This is a genomic window from Bacillus sp. AFS001701 (assembly GCF_002559405.1).
In the GTDB taxonomy this organism is placed as follows: domain Bacteria; phylum Bacillota; class Bacilli; order Bacillales; family Bacillaceae_G; genus Gottfriedia.
Map to the genome: position 1 here is coordinate 1 of NZ_NTZO01000020.1, position 20,404 is coordinate 20,404.

19 protein-coding genes are annotated in these 20,404 nt (G+C 32.2%); 7 read left to right on the forward strand and 12 right to left on the reverse strand.

Features of this window, described 5'->3' with window-relative positions; genetic code table 11:
• The first annotated feature begins 85 nt into the window (after window positions 1–85).
• Together CN514_RS02010 and CN514_RS25245 are read left to right on the forward strand one after the other, a co-directional pair.
• A complete protein-coding gene (locus CN514_RS02010) occupies window positions 86–1,387 on the forward strand; it encodes an NCS2 family permease (RefSeq protein ID WP_098231147.1) in 1,302 nt (433 codons plus the stop codon).
• Window positions 1,388–1,523: 136 nt separating this feature from the next.
• Window positions 1,524–1,814 carry a hypothetical protein gene (locus CN514_RS25245; protein ID WP_141529284.1) on the forward strand — a complete coding sequence of 97 codons (291 nt, stop codon included), beginning with the start codon at window positions 1,524–1,526 and terminating at the stop codon, window positions 1,812–1,814.
• 170 nt (window positions 1,815–1,984) lie between these two features.
• Here CN514_RS25245 and CN514_RS02015 read toward each other — a convergent pair whose 3' ends face one another.
• The gene (locus tag CN514_RS02015; protein WP_098231148.1) at window positions 1,985–2,857 is read right to left on the reverse strand and encodes a patatin-like phospholipase family protein; all 873 of its coding nucleotides are present in this window, start codon (window positions 2,855–2,857) and stop codon (window positions 1,985–1,987) included.
• Window positions 2,858–3,240: 383 nt separating this feature from the next.
• Entirely contained in the window at window positions 3,241–5,637 is a 2,397-nt protein-coding gene (locus CN514_RS02020) for a penicillin acylase family protein (protein WP_098231149.1), read from the reverse strand.
• Window positions 5,638–5,765: 128 nt separating this feature from the next.
• On the opposite strand from CN514_RS02020, the gene CN514_RS02025 reads away from it, so the two are divergent.
• Window positions 5,766–6,320 carry a thioredoxin family protein gene (locus tag CN514_RS02025; protein WP_098231150.1) on the forward strand — a complete coding sequence of 185 codons (555 nt, stop codon included), beginning with the start codon at window positions 5,766–5,768 and terminating at the stop codon, window positions 6,318–6,320.
• Between the two features lie 50 nt (window positions 6,321–6,370).
• Here CN514_RS02025 and CN514_RS02030 read toward each other — a convergent pair whose 3' ends face one another.
• The 6 genes from CN514_RS02030 to CN514_RS02055 all read right to left on the reverse strand — a co-directional run bounded on the left by CN514_RS02030 (window position 6,371) and on the right by CN514_RS02055 (window position 12,528).
• Complete coding sequence (locus CN514_RS02030; protein WP_176525760.1) at window positions 6,371–7,150, reverse strand: prepilin peptidase; 780 nt, start codon at window positions 7,148–7,150, stop codon at window positions 6,371–6,373.
• Window positions 7,151–7,403: 253 nt separating this feature from the next.
• On the reverse strand, window positions 7,404–7,862 hold the full coding sequence (locus tag CN514_RS02035) for a C40 family peptidase (protein ID WP_098231151.1): 459 nt from the start codon (window positions 7,860–7,862) through the stop codon (window positions 7,404–7,406).
• 610 nt (window positions 7,863–8,472) lie between these two features.
• Window positions 8,473–10,149 (reverse strand): glycoside hydrolase family 13 protein, encoded by a 1,677-nt coding sequence (locus tag CN514_RS02040; protein ID WP_098231152.1) that lies wholly within the window; start codon window positions 10,147–10,149, stop codon window positions 8,473–8,475.
• A gap of 261 nt (window positions 10,150–10,410) precedes the next feature.
• Window positions 10,411–11,220 (reverse strand): polymer-forming cytoskeletal protein, encoded by an 810-nt coding sequence (locus CN514_RS02045; protein ID WP_098231153.1) that lies wholly within the window; start codon window positions 11,218–11,220, stop codon window positions 10,411–10,413.
• Window positions 11,221–11,238: 18 nt separating this feature from the next.
• Entirely contained in the window at window positions 11,239–11,853 is a 615-nt protein-coding gene (locus tag CN514_RS02050; RefSeq protein ID WP_098231154.1) for a DUF4004 family protein, read from the reverse strand.
• A gap of 339 nt (window positions 11,854–12,192) precedes the next feature.
• Window positions 12,193–12,528, reverse strand: coding sequence for an MGMT family protein (locus tag CN514_RS02055; RefSeq protein ID WP_098231155.1), 336 nt, complete (start codon window positions 12,526–12,528; stop codon window positions 12,193–12,195).
• A gap of 154 nt (window positions 12,529–12,682) precedes the next feature.
• Here CN514_RS02055 and CN514_RS02060 point away from each other — a divergent pair, with 154 nt between their 5' ends.
• From CN514_RS02060 to CN514_RS02075, 4 genes are all read left to right on the forward strand, one after another.
• Window positions 12,683–13,381, forward strand: a complete 699-nt coding sequence (locus CN514_RS02060) for an FTR1 family protein (protein WP_176525761.1) — start codon at window positions 12,683–12,685, stop codon at window positions 13,379–13,381.
• A 172-nt stretch (window positions 13,382–13,553) separates the two neighbouring features.
• Entirely contained in the window at window positions 13,554–13,844 is a 291-nt protein-coding gene (locus tag CN514_RS02065) for a HesB/YadR/YfhF family protein (RefSeq protein ID WP_098231157.1), read from the forward strand.
• A gap of 191 nt (window positions 13,845–14,035) precedes the next feature.
• On the forward strand, window positions 14,036–14,374 hold the full coding sequence (locus CN514_RS02070; RefSeq protein ID WP_098231158.1) for a hypothetical protein: 339 nt from the start codon (window positions 14,036–14,038) through the stop codon (window positions 14,372–14,374).
• 50 nt (window positions 14,375–14,424) lie between these two features.
• Window positions 14,425–14,619, forward strand: a complete 195-nt coding sequence (locus CN514_RS02075) for a hypothetical protein (RefSeq protein ID WP_098231159.1) — start codon at window positions 14,425–14,427, stop codon at window positions 14,617–14,619.
• 120 nt (window positions 14,620–14,739) lie between these two features.
• Here CN514_RS02075 and CN514_RS02080 read toward each other — a convergent pair whose 3' ends face one another.
• From CN514_RS02080 to CN514_RS02095, 4 genes are all read right to left on the reverse strand, one after another.
• A complete protein-coding gene (locus CN514_RS02080; RefSeq protein ID WP_098231160.1) occupies window positions 14,740–17,841 on the reverse strand; it encodes an efflux RND transporter permease subunit in 3,102 nt (1,033 codons plus the stop codon).
• 111 nt (window positions 17,842–17,952) lie between these two features.
• A complete protein-coding gene (locus tag CN514_RS02085) occupies window positions 17,953–19,278 on the reverse strand; it encodes a sensor histidine kinase (RefSeq protein WP_098231161.1) in 1,326 nt (441 codons plus the stop codon).
• A complete protein-coding gene (locus tag CN514_RS02090; RefSeq protein WP_098231162.1) occupies window positions 19,275–19,958 on the reverse strand; it encodes a response regulator transcription factor in 684 nt (227 codons plus the stop codon). The genes CN514_RS02085 and CN514_RS02090 overlap by 4 nt, the downstream gene beginning before the upstream one ends.
• A gap of 187 nt (window positions 19,959–20,145) precedes the next feature.
• Window positions 20,146–20,325: a hypothetical protein gene (locus CN514_RS02095; protein WP_098231163.1), complete on the reverse strand. Its 180-nt coding sequence runs from the start codon at window positions 20,323–20,325 to the stop codon at window positions 20,146–20,148.
• Window positions 20,326–20,404: the final 79 nt, after the last annotated feature.

Here is a 20,404-nt window from a genome sequence, read left to right on the forward strand (position 1 = left end):
ATAAAAAAACTTGCACTTTTACAATAAAACGAATATTATTAATAACTGTTGAGTTTATCATTCGTATTTTACAAGGAGATCTATTATGTTTAAATTAAAAGAGGCTAACACTTCGTTTAAAACAGAAATTATAGCTGGTTTTACCACTTTTTTAACAATGGCTTATATAATAATTGTTAATCCTATAATATTATCTGCGGCTGGCGTTCCATTCGACCAAGCATTTACCGCAACAATCATTGCAACATTAGTTGGGACATTATTTATGGCATTGTTCGGAAACTACCCAATTGCGATTGCTCCCGGAATGGGAATGAATGCATACTTTGCCTATTCAGTTGTTTCAAAAGCACATGGCATTTCGTATCATTTAGCATTCTCAGCTGTATTTATTACAGGTATTTTATTCGTTATTCTATCTTTAACTAAATTTAGAACGCATTTAATAGAAGCAATTCCAAATACATTAAAACATGCAATTAGTGTTGGAATTGGATTATTTATCGCATTTATAGGTTTACGTCTTTCAGGTATAATCGTTGCTAACAAAGATAATCTTGTAGGATTAGGCGATCTCCATTCTACTGGTGTAGTCCTTACTATAATCGGAATTGCAATTACAATTATCTTATTTGCCTTAAATGTAAATGGAGCTTTATTCTTCGGAATGGTTGCAACAGCAATCATTGCGGGCATTGCTGGAAAATTACACATTAAAGGAAATATATTCTCCTTCCCTAAATTACCTGAACATATTATTGTTGCTAATCCAATAACAGCCGCTTCAGATGTCATTCATTATGGACTATATTCGGTTGTTTTTTCTTTCTTATTAGTTACAATTTTTGATACGACAGGTACATTCTTAGGTGTAGCTTCACAAGCTGGTTTATTAAATAAGAAAGATGAAAAACGTACTGGTCGTGCGATGCTTTCTGATTCACTCGGTACTACAATTGGTGCTATGTTTGGTACTTCACCTACAACAGCTTATATCGAATCTACTGCAGGTGTTGCAGCTGGAGGTAGAACAGGTTTAACGGCACTTGTTGTTGCATTACTATTCGTTTTTGCAGCATTCTTTAGCCCACTTGTTAATTCAATTTCTGATGTAGCGGCAATTACATCACCGTCATTAATCGTAGTAGGTTGCTTAATGATGGGTAGCGTTCGTCATATTGAGTGGGATCACTTTGAAGAAGCATTCCCTGCATTTTTAGTTATTATCACAATGCCACTTACATCAAGTATTGCGACAGGTATTGCACTTGGGTTTATTACCTATCCATTATTAAAAGTCGTTAAAGGGAAAGCAAAAAATGTTAAACCAGTTATTTATATATTTGGTATTTTATTCTTAATCCAATTGGTTTTCTTCCCACATTAATAATAAATATTTTAAGGCACATGATCTTTTAAAAGATTAATGTGCTTTTTTATTTTTTTTTTAGGTACTAGCCTTTCCTTGATGGGACATCTATGCATATTTTGTTTATGTAGATTATTCAAGGAGGTGTTCTACGATGTGGAACAACCAAGATCAAGTCAACATGAACTCAAGTAGATGTAGACGTAATGACTGTGATTGTGACGATTGCAGAAGAAGACGTTGCGATTGTGATGATTGCCATCGAGATCGTTGTGATTGCCATAACCATGATTGTCACTGCAGATGCAGATGCTGTTGTACTAGAAGAAAAAGTAACTGTGGCTGTATGAATCCGTGTTTAGGTGTCGATATGGTAATGTTTGAAATGATGATGAAAAACATGATGAACAATAATAACAACAAAAATAATAATAATAAGGATTAATCTATTTTCTCCCTCCCCCAAAAAAAAACCTGAATTTAACAGGTTGATCAAACTGATGAAACGCTCGCTTTCTTAGTTGTTTCGCTTTTATAATACGCTTCGTACTTTGAAAGACAAGCGTTTTTAATCAGTCTCAATAGTTTAATTTTCAACATATTAAAACGACCTGATTAACAGGTCGTTTTTTCATACGATATAAAACCTAAAATTTGTTTACGAAGTCGCTTAGCATCTTCATAACCTTCTTTATAAAGCTCTAATAAACGTTCTTTTTTCCGTTCGATTCGACTAACCTTTAACTTTTGTATAGGACGAATGACTAATATATTTCCAGCTTTTTCTTGCTCCTCAATATATTCAAGTTGCTTATTATAAACTTCATACCTATTTAGTACTGCCTGAACAAGCCCTGGATAATCTTTATACTTTTTTTGCAAATACCAAGTTCCTTTTGAAGGCTTTTTACGATAACCAGCATTTCTAGTTAAAACAACTATATTTTTAAGATTGCCATCCGCTTCAGATTTACTGATCGGAATCGGATCTGCAATGCCACCATCCATCAAGAAATGTTCATTAAACTTAATGATTGGAGCCATTAACGGTAAAGAACTTGATGCCCGAATTATATTTAACATATCTGTTGATTCTACAATTTGATCTTTATCAAAATAGACAGGTTCTCCTGTAACACAATCAGTCGTACCAACTACAAATTTTTGCTCAGCATTATAAAAAGAATCAAAATCAAAAGGATCTAACTCATTAGGAATAATATCAAATAATAAGTCCATACCAAAAAGCTGCTTATTACGAATTAAATTTTTAAAAGAAATATAATCTGGATGCTGTAAAAATTCCGTATTTACTCGTTTATTACGACCATGTTGTTTTGATAGATAAGAAGTACCCATACAAGCACCCGCAGAAACACCAATTACATAAGGAATTTCTATATTTTGTTCAAGAAAATAATCAAGAACACCAGCAGTATAAATCCCCCTCATTCCTCCACCTTCGAGAACTAAGCCCATTCCATTCATTTTCACAGCCCCCCTTTTTTCAAATTTTTTAGGACAATCTATTTAAATATTTTATTATATGAGGTGATGAAAGGGAAGAAATTAGAGTTGTGTGCGGTCAAGTGTGTTCAATTCTTAGTTTGCTTGATTTAACCTTTAAGGTGATAAATTCCTCGAAGCTGTAATTAAATTCCGGGTATCGCAATTAAATTCTGAGAATCGCAATTATAATACTCAAATTCCCCGCTCATCTAATAAAATTAATTCGTTTCCACCCATTCCTATTCAATTTTACAAATAATTGGTCGGATTCCTTAAAAAATGCTATATAAATCACTACATTCTCACTTCTCAAACAAGAAAACAGACCTCCTATAGGTCTGTCCTCTGTATTTCCTGCCTTCCTACTTCTTCTTTGTTTTTCCCGGTTCGAATAGTTCTTTAACACCTTCAACATTTTTCAAAGAAGTAGTATGATATGTTCCATTTGCCCACTCTTCCATTTGATCACTATACCATTTGCTTCCGAGGTTTCCGGATTGACCTGGTCCAACTACGTTTACTGATTTACTTAAATCTGCAAAGTTTACAACAGTTCTCCATGATGCACCATGGTCTACGATTCCTTGGTCATCATATCCAGCTGCTTTCACTGTAGTTGAGCTGCCTCCTACTGGAATTGGATCTCTTGCATTAAAGAAATAGCTTAAGATTTTAATACTGGATAATGGGTGTTCGAAAGCAACTTTATGGTGATCACCCCAATTCCACTTAGCTGCATTTTCACCGTCGGTTTTGCTAATATTTTTAATCGTTGTTTTGAAGGTTTTTAATAAAAGTTTATCAATTCCGCCTTGTTCATCAACCCAGATTACTTTATTCCCATTTAAGCTGTCACGTAGCAATTGATCGACTACGACTTTGCGGTCTCCAAATAAATCCATCATATCGTTTGAGATTTGTTGATCGAACAATGCTTTATTTATTTCAGTCATCCACATTTGGAATATGAGAGGAGAGGCTTCATCTTTATCATCTATAAAATTCCATTTTTCAAGTTCCTTTAAAGCTGATTTTTCAACAGATGATAATTGATCTTTATTTTGTTTTATTGACTTAATAAACTTCGGTGCATGTTCCTTAGCCTGTAGGTTCATTTCGTCCATTTGTAGCTTTTGCATATCTTTAACAGTCAGTTTGTTATTTTCTTTTAATACTTCCTGAATGCGTAATTGACGGTAAGGCTGTGCCCATGAATTTGAAATATGGTATGGATATGAATCATCTACTACTTTATTATTTGCAGATGAAATAAATCCTTCCTTTGGATTAACGATTGTTGGTAGTTCATCGTATGGAATGAATCCTTTCCATCCATAATCACTAGTCCAACCCGGAACCGGCATTAGTCCATCACCTTTTTTACGAATTGGAATTTTTCCATTCGCTCGATAGGCAATTGTTCCGTCATCCGATGCAAAAACGAAATTTTGAGCAGGGGCTTCAAATAAAGCTAATCCTTCTTTAAACGAATTCCAATCCTTTGCAACGTCAAACTTTAAAACGGCTTCTAGCTCTGTTGTTGGTTGTAGTGCTGTCCATTGTAAAGAGAATACAGTTTCTATTCCAGCATCGCTCGCAAATTCCGAAATCACTGGACCATGTCTCGTAATCATAACAGGTAAAACCTTATTCTTTTTACCTTTAATTTTGATCGTTTCATTTATAACCTGTGCCTTTTCCCATTGACCATCATATAAAAATTCGTCTGGCTCATTTAGATTTCGTTTTTCAATATATAAATCTTGTACATCCGGTCCTACGTTTGTTACTCCCCAGGCAATATGTTCATTATGACCAACGATGATTCCCGGAACCCCTGCAAAAATTACACCACTTACATTCATATCACCAGATTTTAATTGAGTTTCATACCAAATTGCTGGTGTCGCTAATCCTAAATGAGGATCATCTGCTAATAACGGTTTACCGGACTTAGTTTTAGTTCCACTAACAACCCAATCATTACTTCCATTCCAAACAGGTGGAATAATTGCGCTTGCAAAGCTCTTTTCTACGTCTATTTTTGAAGTATTACTTGGAATAATATACGGATCTAGATCATTATTAGCTGGGAATAGCTCCAAAGCCTTATCCTTTGGAAATTTATTCATAGCATAATAACGAAATGCTTGTTCATTCCAGTGACCGCCTAAATCAAATGCCATATATTTACCAATTACTAGTGAGTCAATTGCAGTCCATTTAGTTGGTTTATATTTTAAAATTTTAAATTCAACTGGTAGTTTATTTTCCTTTATTGCGTATTTTATGTATGCATTTACTCCTTCTGCATACCAATTTAAAACATTTTGACCATTTTTATCGTATTTGCTGTAAGAAGCTTCTGCAGCTCTTCTTAAACCAAGCGTTCGAAAATATGAGTCACGCTCCACAGTAGCATCACCAATCACTTCACTTAATTGTCCGGATGCTTGTCTCCTACTTAAATCCATTTGAAATAATCGATCTTGTGCAGTTACAAAACCTTGCGCAACATACAAATCATGCAAACTCTTAGCACTAATATGAGGTACACCTTTATCATCCCTAACTACCTCTACTTTATGGTTTAACGTACTGATCCTTAAATTTCCTTTAATGCTTGGTAATGATTTTTTTGTTAAGTACAGGCCGGTGCCCGCAACGATTAAGACGATGACAATTAAGATAGTTGATGTAACTTTAATCCACTTCGGAAAGCGCTTCCGACTTTTTGAAATCTCAATTGGCGCACTCATTTTTCTCCCTCCTGCTTAAACTGCATATAAAACATATACTGTATAATAATTCTGCAAGTCTTATTGCATTCCTTCTTATGACGAATGGGGTATAATACTATTTATTAACATTAAAGGAGTGTATGGAAATGTCACTAAATTCTTGGTTCGAAAAAGGCATGACTTTTCAAGAATATGTAGAAGCAATGAATGTAAATAAAGAAGAACTTCTAAAAATCTATAATGAAGTTACGATTCCTGAAAGTACACAAGCAAAACTTGAACAATTAAAGAATCGTCATTGGAAGGTTGTTACTTTAACTGCAGATTGGTGTGGAGATGCATTACTTAATGTACCAGTTATTCAGAAAATGATGGAGAATGCAAATATAGATACTAGATTCCTAATTCGAGATGAAAACCTAGAATTAATGGATCAATATTTAACGAATGGTAAATCTCGTTCTATTCCAATTTTTGTTTTTATGGATGAAAAAGGGAATGAAGTAAATGTATGGGGTCCACGTTCTGCGGAGATTGAAGAAATTGTAGTTGAAATGAAAAAAGAGCTTCCAGATAAAGAAGATCCAAATTTCCAAGAAAAACAAACTGCTGTTTTTAAAGCGATTCGAACAAACTTCGTTGAAGACAAAAAATACTGGAATTCAGTTATAAATAGTGTAGAAGAGAAATTATTCTCATAAGAAAAAGTAAGGGTTATTTAGTTGAAGAATCTTTCAATTAAATAGCCTTTTTATTTATAAAAAATTATATCGTAAATTTCTAATAGATTTTCACAATAAAAATAACTAATTAATCCACCCATTGCAATGAATGGACCAAAAGGAATTGGATTACGCCGCTTTAATTTTCTTGACAATATTACAACTACCCCGTAAATACTGCCTGAAAAACAGGCAAGCATAAATGCAATGAGGGTCAGTTTCCAACCTAATATTATTCCTAGCACACTAAATAACTTAATGTCTCCCCCTCCCATACCACCTTTACTAATCAGATTAATTAGAAGCAAAACCACAAATGCTCCTATCGCTCCTACTATACTACTCCACCATGGGTCCATTGGAAATAAGATTCGCTCAAAACTATAAATAAATAAAAAGAATAGTAGAATCCGATTAGGGATAATCATATAGTTCACATCCGAAACAACAATAATGATTAATAAAGATACTACCGAAAGAGTGATCATTAACTCTTTATTAAAACCAGTTTCATAGATGGAAAAAACAAATAATAAACCTGTTAGTACTTCAATTAATAGATATTGTTTGGAAATTAGCATCCCGCAACTTCGACATTTCCCTCTTTGGAGTAAAAAAGAAAATACCGGTATTAATTCTATAGAACTCAATTTATGTCCACAATTTGAACACGAGGAACCTGGTGAAATAATTGATTTCCCGATAGGTACTCTTAACCCAACAACATTAAAAAAAGAACCAAATACTAGGCCTAATACAAAAAAAGTAAAGTAGACTAATGCTATGATTACCAACTCCTTTAAAGTCATTCAACTAGTTTAGTTAAGGGTCATTATATCATTTAAACATAATCTACTTATTTATTAAAAAAGAATACTTTATGAAAAGATAAAGAAAACTTGCAGATTGGCGAAGGCAGAGTCGTAGTTGCACCTATCTTTTATTTCTAAAATTGGTAATTGCGTCGAATACTCCTCCTCGAAACTAATCTATAATTTCTTAAAGTACAAAAAAAAGCAATCTACCATTCTTATGAAAAGTAAATTGCATTTATTATTATGTTTATTTAATTACACTACCTGAGCCAGCGAATTTCGGTTTCCAATATGAATTAGAAAGACTGACAACAGCTACTCCCTTACTTGAAGTCGCTGAAATAAAATTATTATTTCCCATGAAAATTCCTACATGGCTAATACCTTTTTTATATGTATTTTTGAAAAAAACTAAATCTCCAGGAACAGGCTTTTTAACAATTGAGCTGACAGTGTACATTGACGAAGCAGTTCGAGGTAGTGTAGTACCTACTTTTTTATATACATACCCTACGTAACCTGAACAGTCAAAACCTTTAGTAGATGTACCACCAAAACGATATGGCACTCCAGTATATTGTTTAGCGATTTTTGTTACCTGATTTTTCTTTGAGTATGGGTTATATGTAGATGCTGCTTGTGATTTAGTCGTAAAAAATACCATGCTCAGTAAGCATACGAAAGCTATAAGGACTTGCTTTTTCATCTCTTTCTCCCCCTTCATTGATTAATGTTAGTCTAACAAAATACACTTTTGAAAGCCATTACAAGAGTGTTACAAATTGTCGAAGTGTTTGTAATACTATAAAACCTTGTAGGTTTTTGCCAAAAATATGCAGCAAAAAATGACTATCATTCGACAGTCATTTTTTAGGGTATTGAAAAATTCGAATACAAATTGCCCCTAATTCATCAAGTTGTACACCACGTTATATAGGGCTGTTCTTATTTGGTTTTACGGTGAAATCTAGAGGTAAAAAGTTCGGACCATGCTTTGATAATTAAGAAGAAGAATTCATTTGTTTTTACTGGATTATGTTTAGTTTTTGGTTGTTTCAAAGTCTAATTTAATGTTATTTCTTCTATTTCTTTGATTTATTATTCTATTACCCTATGTTTCTCTAACTCTATTTGCAGTTTTAATAGTTTATATTGTAGTTTTGACTTTTTTATTTGAAGATTTGCCAAATTTAATTGCAATTTCAGCTTTTTTATCTGCACTTCCATATATTTCCACCATGGACAGCAATCATCCTGTACAAAATGAAAACAGACTGTCATGTGACAGTCTGTTCAGTAAGTACCAACTAAAAAAATTAAATTAAGCGATAAACTCTAGCTTCAAAAGGTTTAAATTCCATGTTTTCAACTAATTGATGATCTGTTAATTCAATGTTCGTTAAACTTAATTGTGCGTTCTTTTTCGTAAGTTCTTTCGGTAAAGTAAATTTTTGTTTCTCTGATGATAAATTAGTAATGACTAAGAATATCTCTTTTTCACCATTTCGAGTGTATGCATATACAGGTTCATTTTTTACGTCTAGATATTCATACGATGCATAAACTAGTGCCTTATTTTCTTTACGTAATGTAATCATCTTTTTATAGAATGATAAAATAGAGTCTGCATCTTTTTCTTGAATTTCAACATTTATTTCATTAAAGTTTTCATTCGTTTTAAGCCAAGGTTTACCCGTTGTAAATCCAGCATTCTTTGTACTGTTCCACTGCATAGGTGTGCGGGAATTATCTCGGCCTGTTTTCCATAAAATGTCTAGAACATCTTGTTCAGTTGAACCATTTTCAATCATTGTATTATACATATTTTTTGCACTTACATCATTATAATCGTTAATTGATGTGTATTGTACATTTGTCATTCCAATTTCTTGCCCTTGGTATATGAATGGAGTTCCTTGCATAAAGAAATACATTACTCCAATAGCTTTTGCTGAAATTTTCCAAAATGCCTCATCATCGTTTCCTAATGTACTAACTGCTCTAGGTATATCATGGTTCTCTATAAATAATGCATTCCATCCATATCCTTCTAAACCAGTTTGCCATTTAGTAAGTACTTCTTTTAAATCAGCGATCGAAGTTTCAGATTCATCAGTTTTTTTCCAAAGATCTAAACTTTCGAATTGGAAAATCATATTGAACTTACCTTCTTTTTCTCCAACCCACAGGTGTGCATCTTTTGTTGTTACACCATTTGCTTCTCCGACTGTCATGATGTCATATTTATCAAATGTTTCACGTTTTAGTTCATCTAAATATTTGTGAATTCCTTCTTGATTCATGTGCATATCAAAACTTGCCACATATTTCTCTTTCTTTGGATTTGGCATATCTGGAAAACCTGGTCGTTTTCTTATATGACTAATCGCGTCTACTCGGAAACCGTCGATTCCTTTATCTAACCACCAATTAATCATATCATAGACTTTTTGTCTTACTTCTTTGTTCTCCCAATTTAAATCAGGCTGTTTTTTGGAAAATAAGTGTAAGAAATATTCATCTGTTGCTTCATCATATTCCCATGCAGATCCACCGAAAATACTTTCCCAGTTATTTGGCTCATTGCCTGATTTATTTCCTTCTCTCCAAATATAGTAGTCTCTATAAGGATTGTCTTTAGATTTTTTAGATTCTAAAAACCAAGGGTGCTCATCACTTGTATGATTGACTACTAAATCTAAAATTAACTTCATTCCTCTTTCGTGTACGTTCTCTAATAATTCATCAAAATCAGCCATTGTGCCAAACTCATCCATAATGTCCTGATAATCTGAGATATCGTAACCATTATCATCATTTGGTGATTTGTAAAATGGACAAATCCAAATGACATCTATACCGAGTTCCTTTAAATAATCTAATTTCGAAATTACACCTCTTAAGTCACCAATTCCATCACCATTTGAATCCATAAAGCTACGTGGATAAATTTGGTAAGCAACCGCTTCCTTCCACCAACTTTGATTTGTCATAATCTCTCTCCTCCAAATGCATAAAAGCGTTTTCAATATTGACTATATTAGTAGCCTTCAATAAAAATTAAGTACAATTTTATTGCAACCGTTTGCACATCATTATCTTAACATTCAACTAACTATAGTTCAATAACCGAAATTAAGAGCCAGCTTGCACTTTATTAGAACTTTCTATTCTAAGTCCCCTATGCTGCCTTATTTAAAAACCGTTTTCACAAAAAGCAAAAAAAAAGCAACTTAGGATATCCCTTAAGCCGCTTATAGTTCTAATTTCTTTACATCCTTTACTTTTGCTGAAGGATGAATTTGAACATCTTCTCTATATTCCACAAGGTCAATGACACATTTTTGTCCAATTGTAACAGCATCGCCTCGTACTACACTCGCTGTCGTATAATCAATTTTTACAGCACTTCCTTCAATAACATCTGCTTTGAAGTTTGTACGGTTGTTAAAAATTTTCGTAAAAAGTCGTGAAAATACATTACTTTCATCAAATCGACTAATTTCAATTGTTTCTCCGCCAATTTCAGGAATATAACTAAATCCACTATGATAGCTATATCCACCATGCGTAATTTTTACATTTTCAGCATTTAATAAACCATTCATTGATAAGTGACCTTTTGCTGTAAATACTTCACATTCAGATCCTTTTTCTGTTGAAAGCGATCCTTTTATATTAATGACTTCTGCTTTTACTAATCCTGTCGTTTTCATTGAACCAGAGACATGAATACTTTGAACATTTAAGTCACCTTTTGTTTTAAAGCTACCACTAATATTGACATCTCCACCAGAAACTTTTCCATCAATAGAAGCTGAGCCACTGACGTTCATTTTTTTTGCTTCAACATCACTTAAACATTTAGCACTACCACTGCAATTAAAGTATTCCGTTTCTACTTTACCATTAAATTTAGCAGAACCACTTACCTTTACTTCATGACAAAGAATATCACCTAGTATTCGACCGCTACCACTAATTTTAACGTCATCATATCGTCCAGTACCAATTGTTCCTGAACCATTAATAATCGCATCTTGCCTCGATTGCACATTCGCCATACTGTCTCCTCCTTATCTTTATTTAATCGATTTATCTAAATAGCTCGATAGAGTAACATTGATTAAGATTGAATCCTTTTGATCAACAAACGTCTCTTGATTTCCAATAATCCATGTACCCATACCAAATTTTCGAATATAAATGATAGTCGCTTCATCCATATTAATTTGGTTTTTATGCGTTTCTATTAAATTTAAAAATTGTTTTATTTCATCTATTGTTACACTTCCATTTGAAAGCCACTCGTTTACAAAAAGTAACGAGCATAGTTGAACCGTACCTAAATGCTCTAATTTAGTATTTGGAAAAAGTGATTGATATATTTGTACGACTTGTTTAGGGATTTGCTCCAAAGATAAAGTAGCATTCCCACGATCAGAAACGATTTCTTCATTGATTGAAAACACTCTAGCAATATCATCTAATGATTGGTCATCCTTCAACTCTTTTATTTTTTCAATCCGATCCAAAATTCTCTGTTTTGGAAAAAACGTTTCCTGTCCAGTAAAGCTTGATTTTTTCATAAACCACTCTTCAGGAATGATGTTTTTCCTTTTCCATCTATAAAGCTGTCCGTACGATATGCCTGTAAGTTGTAGTAAATCTTTTTTGGAAATTAATTCTTCACTCATATGACATTCCTCCTGACACGAGTATAACAAAACAATGTTTTATTGTAAAGTATTCGGATGTAGCACTTTTGATATAATACCTATTCAATTTCCCAACAATATTTCGCGTAACAATGTTTTAATAAAAGTCATTTTCATATAAAGAAAACTCGTCGATTGACGAGCCTATTAGACAAAAACGTAGTTGCACTTATACTTTTTTCATAGAATTGTTTATTACGTCGAGTATTCCCCATATTTCTTGAAGTGAAAAAAATACCCAAAATCCATTTATTCATGAAGTTTGAGTAGCAATCTCATTTTAAATCTATTTAGTTAGAATGCACCTTTTCCTTACCCCTAAATTAAATCTACATCTTCTTTCTCAAGAACTACGCTTACTTGATATTCCTTCAAGTTAATGGTTCTCTCGCTCGCGAATTTGACCCCTTCGTTTTCGAGCAAACGCTTTTGCCTTAAAAATCCTTCTTCATCTTGGATTCCTATTTCACCTTTAGCATTTATCACTCTATGCCATGGCAATTGGTATTTTTGGCCCATCGAGTGTAAGATTCTTACAACCTGTCTAGCTCCTCTTGGACTTCCTGCCAACTTTGCAACTTGGCCATATGTCATTACTTTTCCTGGTGGTATATTTTTAATAATATCAATCGCTCTACTTGTAAAAGATTCCATTTTTTCCCTTTCTAAAATTCACATTTTGGGCTATTTTATATTAATTTTACCACATAACTTATTATGCCTATTTATTAATAAAATAGTGTCCGTTTCTACTATTAAAGAATAGTCTAGTAAGTAGATTAAATATACTCGGGAGGATGATAGTGAATTGAATGCTAATTTTTTAATAGCTTTACGAGAAGGCCTTGAGGTTTCCTTAGTAATCGGGTACTTACTCATTACTTTAATTCAGAGCAAAAAAGAGCATTTAATTAAGTCAGTAGTTTACGGAACAATACTTGGAGTAGTAGTAAGTATTTTTGCTGGATTTTTCTTATTTACAACATTCGGTGAACTAGATGGAAATGTTGAACATACTATTGAAGGCGTAATCCAATTAATTGCAGCATTGCTAATCTTCTATTTTATCTACTGGTTAAGTGGTCAAAGTAGCATTAATATTTCAAATAAACTAAAATCAGAAGTTAAAATTATAGATAGTAGTGTTTCATTATTTTTAATGGCAAGCGTATTTGTGATCCGGGAAGGCTTAGAGCTAGTTCTGTTTGTTTTATCAAATGCTCATACAATCGCCTTTGTTGGTATGATTTCTATCTTACTAGGAATTATTGCAGCTATCTTGATTGCATATTTATTTATCAAAACTACAATTAATTTAAATATTAAAGTGATTTTTACTTTACTAGGTATTCTATTAATTTTCTTTGGCGGTAAAGTATTCACTGAAGGTCTTTTCTCCTTTATCGATGCTACCCCACTAGTTGAACAAATCGTCTATTATGGATTTGTCGTCATTTCACTATTTATTTTATTTAAAAACAACATACTATCATTTTTCAAAAAATAAGATAGAATTGTCTAATGCGCCTGACTTTAAATACTTCAATAATAGAAGAAAACCTGCAAGATGTGAGTTTTCTTCTTTTCTAGTTTCACTTTTGCAATAAACATCACTTTTCTGTATAGTTTTTCCCATTCATACTATAATATTTTTATAAGATAAAGAAAGGTCGGATACAATGAAAATTACAATTTCCGAAGATGCATTAAAATGGTTTCAAGATGAGATGAATGTCAAAGAAGGAGATACAATTCGTTTTTTCGCGCGATACGGTGGAAATAGTACAATACATAAAGGCTATTCTTTAGGTGTTACTAAAGAACAACCTGTGGACATCGGAGAATCTATTACGATTGATAACGTAGTCTATTTTATAAACGAAACAGACTTATGGTATTTTAAAGATTATAATTTAAATGTAATTGTAAATGAAAATAATGAATTACATTTTGATTATGAACCTAAATAATGTAAGGAGCTTAGGTAGCGTTTGTGCCTAAGTTCTTTTTTTTGGTTCTGTTTAATTTGATTGTTGAGTTTCTTGTTCAAGTTACTGGCAGGATAGCTCAATTAAAAAAAATAAGCATTTATTTATGAAGAAATCCTATAATTAATTCTGATATATTACTTGTTGAATCTAGTCATCTTGGAGGAATTAATTTGGAAAAAGATATTAGAAAAGGCCTCATTTATGGCTTTTTATTTGGAGTAGCAATTGCGATTTTATTTATTAAACATTTTGAAATAATCGCAGATTCTGAAGGAAATGAGATCAATTATTTACGGGTATTTGATTATTTAATCATAATTTTAAAGCGTGGTATAGTTGGTTCTTTTAGTGGAGCGATTATTGCTTTTATTCTATTTAAACTAAATTCTTCTTTAAAACTGACTAAAAAAATGAAAATTGGTGCCCTTATTTTTGGCTTATGTGTAGTGGGACCGGTTATTCAATATTTAGTATCTTTAAGATTAAATGAAATGTTACTTTTTAACTAACAAAATTTAGGTATTTTTTTGCTAGAGGAATTGGAGCGATTTAATTTATAATGACAATTGTTAGCTTTTTAAAAATTGCTTGGATTCTAAGCAGGTTTAAGTTTGAACAAATATTTGTTCAAGCGTTTAAAGAACTTTTTAATAAAGAAATAACAAAAGCAAGTTATTATTTCATCTTTTTTTGTATTGGAGCAATAGGCGACATCGTATTATTAATAAATGGTACTTTTTATGATAAACTCTGATACGCTTTAGTCTATGTTATTTAGTAAGTTATTTCTAAAAGGTTGTCTTATTAGACAGCCTCTTTTTTAGTTTAAATACAAAAGAGTGCCCCACTATTTATGTGAGGCACTCTTCTTCAATTATTCTTCAATCTTTTTCTTTTTGCTTACTAACTTATAAATAACCGGAATGATGATTAGTGTTAAGAATGTTGAAGTTGTTAAACCACCAATTACAGTTACTGCTAATCCTTTCGAAATTAAGCCAGATGTTGAATTTGAAAGGGCCATTGGTACTAATGCAAGAATTGTCGCTAATGCTGTCATTAGAATCGGACGTAATCTCGTCTTTGAAGCCTCAATTAATGCGTCAGTTACTTCTAATCCATTTTTACGGTTATGTTCGACACGGTCTAATAATACAACCGCATTCGTTACTACAATACCGATCAACATTAATAGTCCAATCATTGCACTCATTGATAATGTTTGCTTACCAATAAATAGTGCTAAGAAAGCTCCGACTGGTACGAAGATTAATGATGTTAAAATAACAAACGGTGTTCTTAAGCCACCAAATGTCATACTCATGATTAAGAATACTAATCCAACAGCAACTACCATTGCTATTCCTAAACTGCTGAATCCATCTGAAATCATATCTAAACCGCCGCCAATTTTCATATCGACGCTTTTTGGTAAATCAATTTTATTTAAATGATTTGTTACATCTTTTGTAATTGCTGCAGTATCTTTACCCTTTACTTCTGCACTTACTGATGCAAACATTTTTCCATCATCATGGTTGATTGAAACTGGTGCATCCTTTTGAGAAATCGTTACATAGTCTTTTATTTCTTTCGGACCTGTTGCAGTCATAAATTTAATTTTTTCAATATCTTCTTTTGAAGTTGCTTTAGTTTTATAACCTACAGTAAGCTTATTTGTTTCGCCGTTTAAATCGTAATCACCGATTTCAACGTCGTTAATTTTTTCATTAATAGCTCCCATAACTTGGAACATTGAAATATTTTCATCGCGTGCTTTATCGTTTAATGTAATTTCTAATTTAGGTTGTACATCTTTTAAATTATTAGAAACATTTTTCAAACGATCATCACTATTTAATTCTTTTTCAATTTTTGATGCTGCTTCTTTTAAATCAGCAAAGTTAGCAGAATATAAATTCACATCAATATTGTTCCCAGTTGGAGGACCATTTTGAGAAAGTTCTTTTGCTGTGATTGTTGTACCTCTTACTTTCGCATCAACAATTGAAGGAACTTCTTTGTTAATTTTTGAAAGTTCTTTATCCATGTTCTTTCCATCTTTTAGATTGATTTGGAAGATTGCTTTATTTTTGCCACCATCCATATTCATCATAAAATCACGTTTACCACCAACAGTAGCTTGTACACTGTCAATTTTGTCTGAATCTGCAAAGTATTTTTCTAATTCTTTTGCAACTATATTTGATTGGTCCACAGTACTATTCGATGGAAGAGTTGCTGTCACTTGAAGTGTTTTATTTACACTACCTGGTAAGAATGAGAATCCTAATAAAGGAATCATCGATAATGAACCAGCTAATAAAACGATTGATAATAAGATAACAATCCATTTACGTTTTAATGCCGAACGAAGTAACTTTTCATAACCTCTCATAAAACGAGTATCATTACTGTGTTCTTTTAATGGTTTTGATAAGAATTTTGCTCCTAATGTTGGAATTAAAATGATCGCAACAATTAGAGAAGTTAAAATCGAAACTACTACTGAAATAGCAAATGGTCTAAAGAATTCTCCAATAATACCACTTACAAATGCTAAAGGTAAAAATACTACTACCGTTGCAAATGTAGATGATGCAATAGCACCAATTACTTCTTTAGTTGCATATAAAGCCATCTCTTTTTTCTTATATTGATTTCCTTTTTGTTGTCTCCATCTGTAAATATTTTCAATTACAACGATACTATCATCAACAATACGTCCAATTGCAACAACTAGACCACCTAAAGTCATAATGTTCAAAGTATACCCCAATGAATTTAATACTGATATTGTTGCAAAGATTGAAATTGGTAATGATAGAATTGAAATGATTGTCGCTCTAATATTTCTTAAGAATAATAGAATAACGACTACTGTAAATAACGCACCTAATAAACCTTCTTTAATTAAAGAACTAACGGATTTCTCGATTTCTTTACCGTTATCCATAATGACATGCGTTTCTACATTATTGTCTTTCTTAAACGATTTAATTTCTTTTTTAACAGATGTTGCTACATCCGCTGTATTTGAATCTTGTGTTTGAGAAACAGATAAAATATAACTTTCTTTTCCGTTATATCTAGAAATTTGATCTTGAACTGATACTACTTTTACATCTGCAATGTCAGCAACCGTAACATTTTTTGGCGTTACTGTTTGTGCTTGTCCTGCACCTCTACCTAGTTGTGCTCCTTGAGTCATCGTACCCATTTGTGAACTTTGAGCAGCTGCACTAGATAAAACTGTTTTTTTGATTTGATCGACTGAGTTTAGCGTACCTTTCATTCGAACAGAAACTGTTTTTCCATTGTTCTCAACAGATCCTAATGGCACTGCATAATCTAGACCTTGAATTGCCGTTTTAATTGTATCTAAAGAAATCCCTTTTTCTTCTGCTTTTTTATTATCTACAACGATTTGAATTTCTTCATCTTTTGTACCTTGAAGACTTACATCACTAACACCAGTGATTTTTTTAATTTGAGGAAGTAAATCTTTTTCAATTGATTGTTGTAAATCTTTTACTTGTCCGTTATTTGCAATTGCAACTTGATAAATAGGAGCAGAATCCATCGCAATACGTTGAACTGTCGCTTCTGCTTTATCAGGTAACTTAGTTTTATTGATTACATTATCAACGTCTTTTTCAATTTTATCCATATCCGATCCAAAAGGATAAATTAAAAAGATTGAAGCCATATTTTCACTCGAAGTACTTGTTAACTGATCATAGTTTTCAAGCTTCATTAATCCTGATTCGATTGGTTTAGTGACCTCAGTTTCTATATCCTCAGATGATGCACCAGGGTATACTACCTGTACTGCAACAGCTGGAAATGAAACATCAGGAAATGTTTCAATTTGTATTTTTTGGGCTGAATAAATTCCCCCAACTAAAACAAGAACACTTAATATAATAACTGATATTGTGTTCTTCAAACTTAATTTCGTTAAGCCTGCAAACATAATGTATCTATTTCCCCTTTCAATTGGTTACAATTCTAATACGTGATTAGTTTATCAAATGTATATGAACAGAATATGAACAATTAAGAACATAATTTGAACTTTTTAATTTTACAAGTTTTTCGGAAGGATAATCATAAAGCTAGTTCCTTTTCCAACAACACTTTCAACTTCTATTTTCCCATGATGTATTTCGATAATTTTTTGTACAATCGAAAGACCAAGCCCGGTTCCTTTTTTATTTCTAGAACGGTCTGCTTGATAAAAGCGTTCAAATATCCGCTCAATATCTTCCTTACTTATTCCTAGCCCACTATCGCTAATGATGACGTGAATAGTATGATCCAACTCCAAAATATCTACTTTAATGTATCCAGCTATACTTGAGAACTTAATCGCATTTTGAAGTAAATTAATCCAAACTTGTTCAAGTAGTAAACGATCTGCTACTATTTCTGTTTGTGGTAAATTTAAAACTAATTGTAGCTTTTTACTTTCCCAATGTGGCTCTAGCGCTAAAATAATTTTTCGAATTTGTTCATCTAATTTATAGGTCGTAGGCTGGAATGGATGTTGTTCAGAGTCTAGTGAAGCTAGCTTTAATAATCTTTCGCTCATCATAGAAAGACGTTCACTCTCTGCCTCAATAATGGATATGTAATGTTCCTTTTTCTCTTCAGCTAACTGCTTATTTCTTAAAACCTTTGCAAATCCCTTAATAGATGTTAACGGCGATTGAATTTCATGAGAAACATTTGAAACAAATTCACTTCTCATCTCTTCTAACTTGTTTAACTTGTTCGTCATTACATTAAAGTTCGAAGCAAGTAATCCAATTTCATCTTTACGTTTAATCGTTACTTGAACGTCATAGTTACCTTTAGCCAGTTCTTTTGTAGCCCGAATTAGTTCTTTTACTGGCTTTACTAATAACTTAGCAACAAATAAAAATGTTACTGATCCAATGATTAATGTTGTAAGCAAGCTAAAAAATAAAACTCTCCGCATTTTAAAGAACCCACGATCTATATTGGGCTGAATAAATAAAGCATATTGATGCCCATCTTTTTCAAAAGGTAGACCAATGAGATATCCTTTTGTTTGAACATCACTTTTGTTTAGTACATTTAATACTTGTTCTTTTTTTATATTCTTCTTTTTTAGTGCTGTATTTTTCAAAACGATTTTACCCGACTCATCATACAGTGATATATAAAAATTTTTACTAAGAATTTGTAAGGTCGCATCTACTCCATTTTGATTATCTTGTTTAGAATAGATAGAAATAAAATTTTCTCCAACATCAATTAAATCACTTTGTACTTCTGTTTCAACATGTTTAATAAAGTATTTTGAAGCGATAAAAAAAGTAATGACTAAACTCAATAAAATAACTGAAATAAAGATTAAAACCAATCTCGTATACATGCTTTTCATGCGTGATTTTCCTCTAATTTATAACCTAAACCTCTTATTGTAACGATTTCGACTGTAGCCTTTAACTCTCTTAGACGCTCTCGTATTCTCTTTATATGCACATCAACTGTGCGTTCATCTCCTTCATAATCAAGTCCCCATATTTGCTCAATCAAATCATTTCTCGTAAAAATTCTTCCAGCTTGACTTGCAAGCTTCATCAATAATTCGAATTCCTTTAATGGTAATGTAATGGATTGTTCATTCGCCGAAATTTCATATTTAACTTGATTAATCGTTAAATTACCTACAAAGATATTTTTATCAGATAGTAATTGAAATCTTCTTAATAGAGCTTTTACACGGGCTACGATTTCCAATGGATCAAAGGGCTTAACAACATAATCATCTACCCCGAGGTCAAAGCCTTTTAATTTATCTTGAGATTCACCTTTTGCTGTAACCATTAAAATTGGAATATCATAATACTTTTTAACCTCTTTGGTCAGCTCATATCCATCTACTTCAGGCATCATCACATCAACTACTACTATTTGAATATTATTTTCTTCCAGTAACGTTAATGCTTCTTGACCATTTTCAGCCTCAATAACTGTATAACCTTCACCACTTAAAAAAATAGAGATTAACTCCCGAATATTTGCATCATCATCGACAACTAATACTTTTACATGATTCAATAAATTCACCTACTTACATTTACAAATAATTATGTACCTATTATATAAATTCATTATGAACTAAATATGAATTACGAAACCAGAACTAACTATATAAAAAAGAGAATGGCTTAATTGACCACTCTCTTTAGGTAGTTTTAAATATTTTTTCGACCTATTTTAAATTCGTGATTTTCTACAATACTAATCAATCTATTCTCACGACTTTACCTGATTTTCTAACTCTAACGATCCTCTTCCTTTTCTCAGACTTTCCACATTGATATTTTCCATTTTCATCATCTACTACAGAATCCTTACGAGTCATAAATACTGCTATTAACATAGTTAAAATAAGTATCCCGCCAAATATATACATTTCTAGCACTACATAACCCCCACTTACTTTATCAAAATTGAATGCAAAAAAGACACTAGGAAAATCTCCAGTGCCTTAATAAGACATC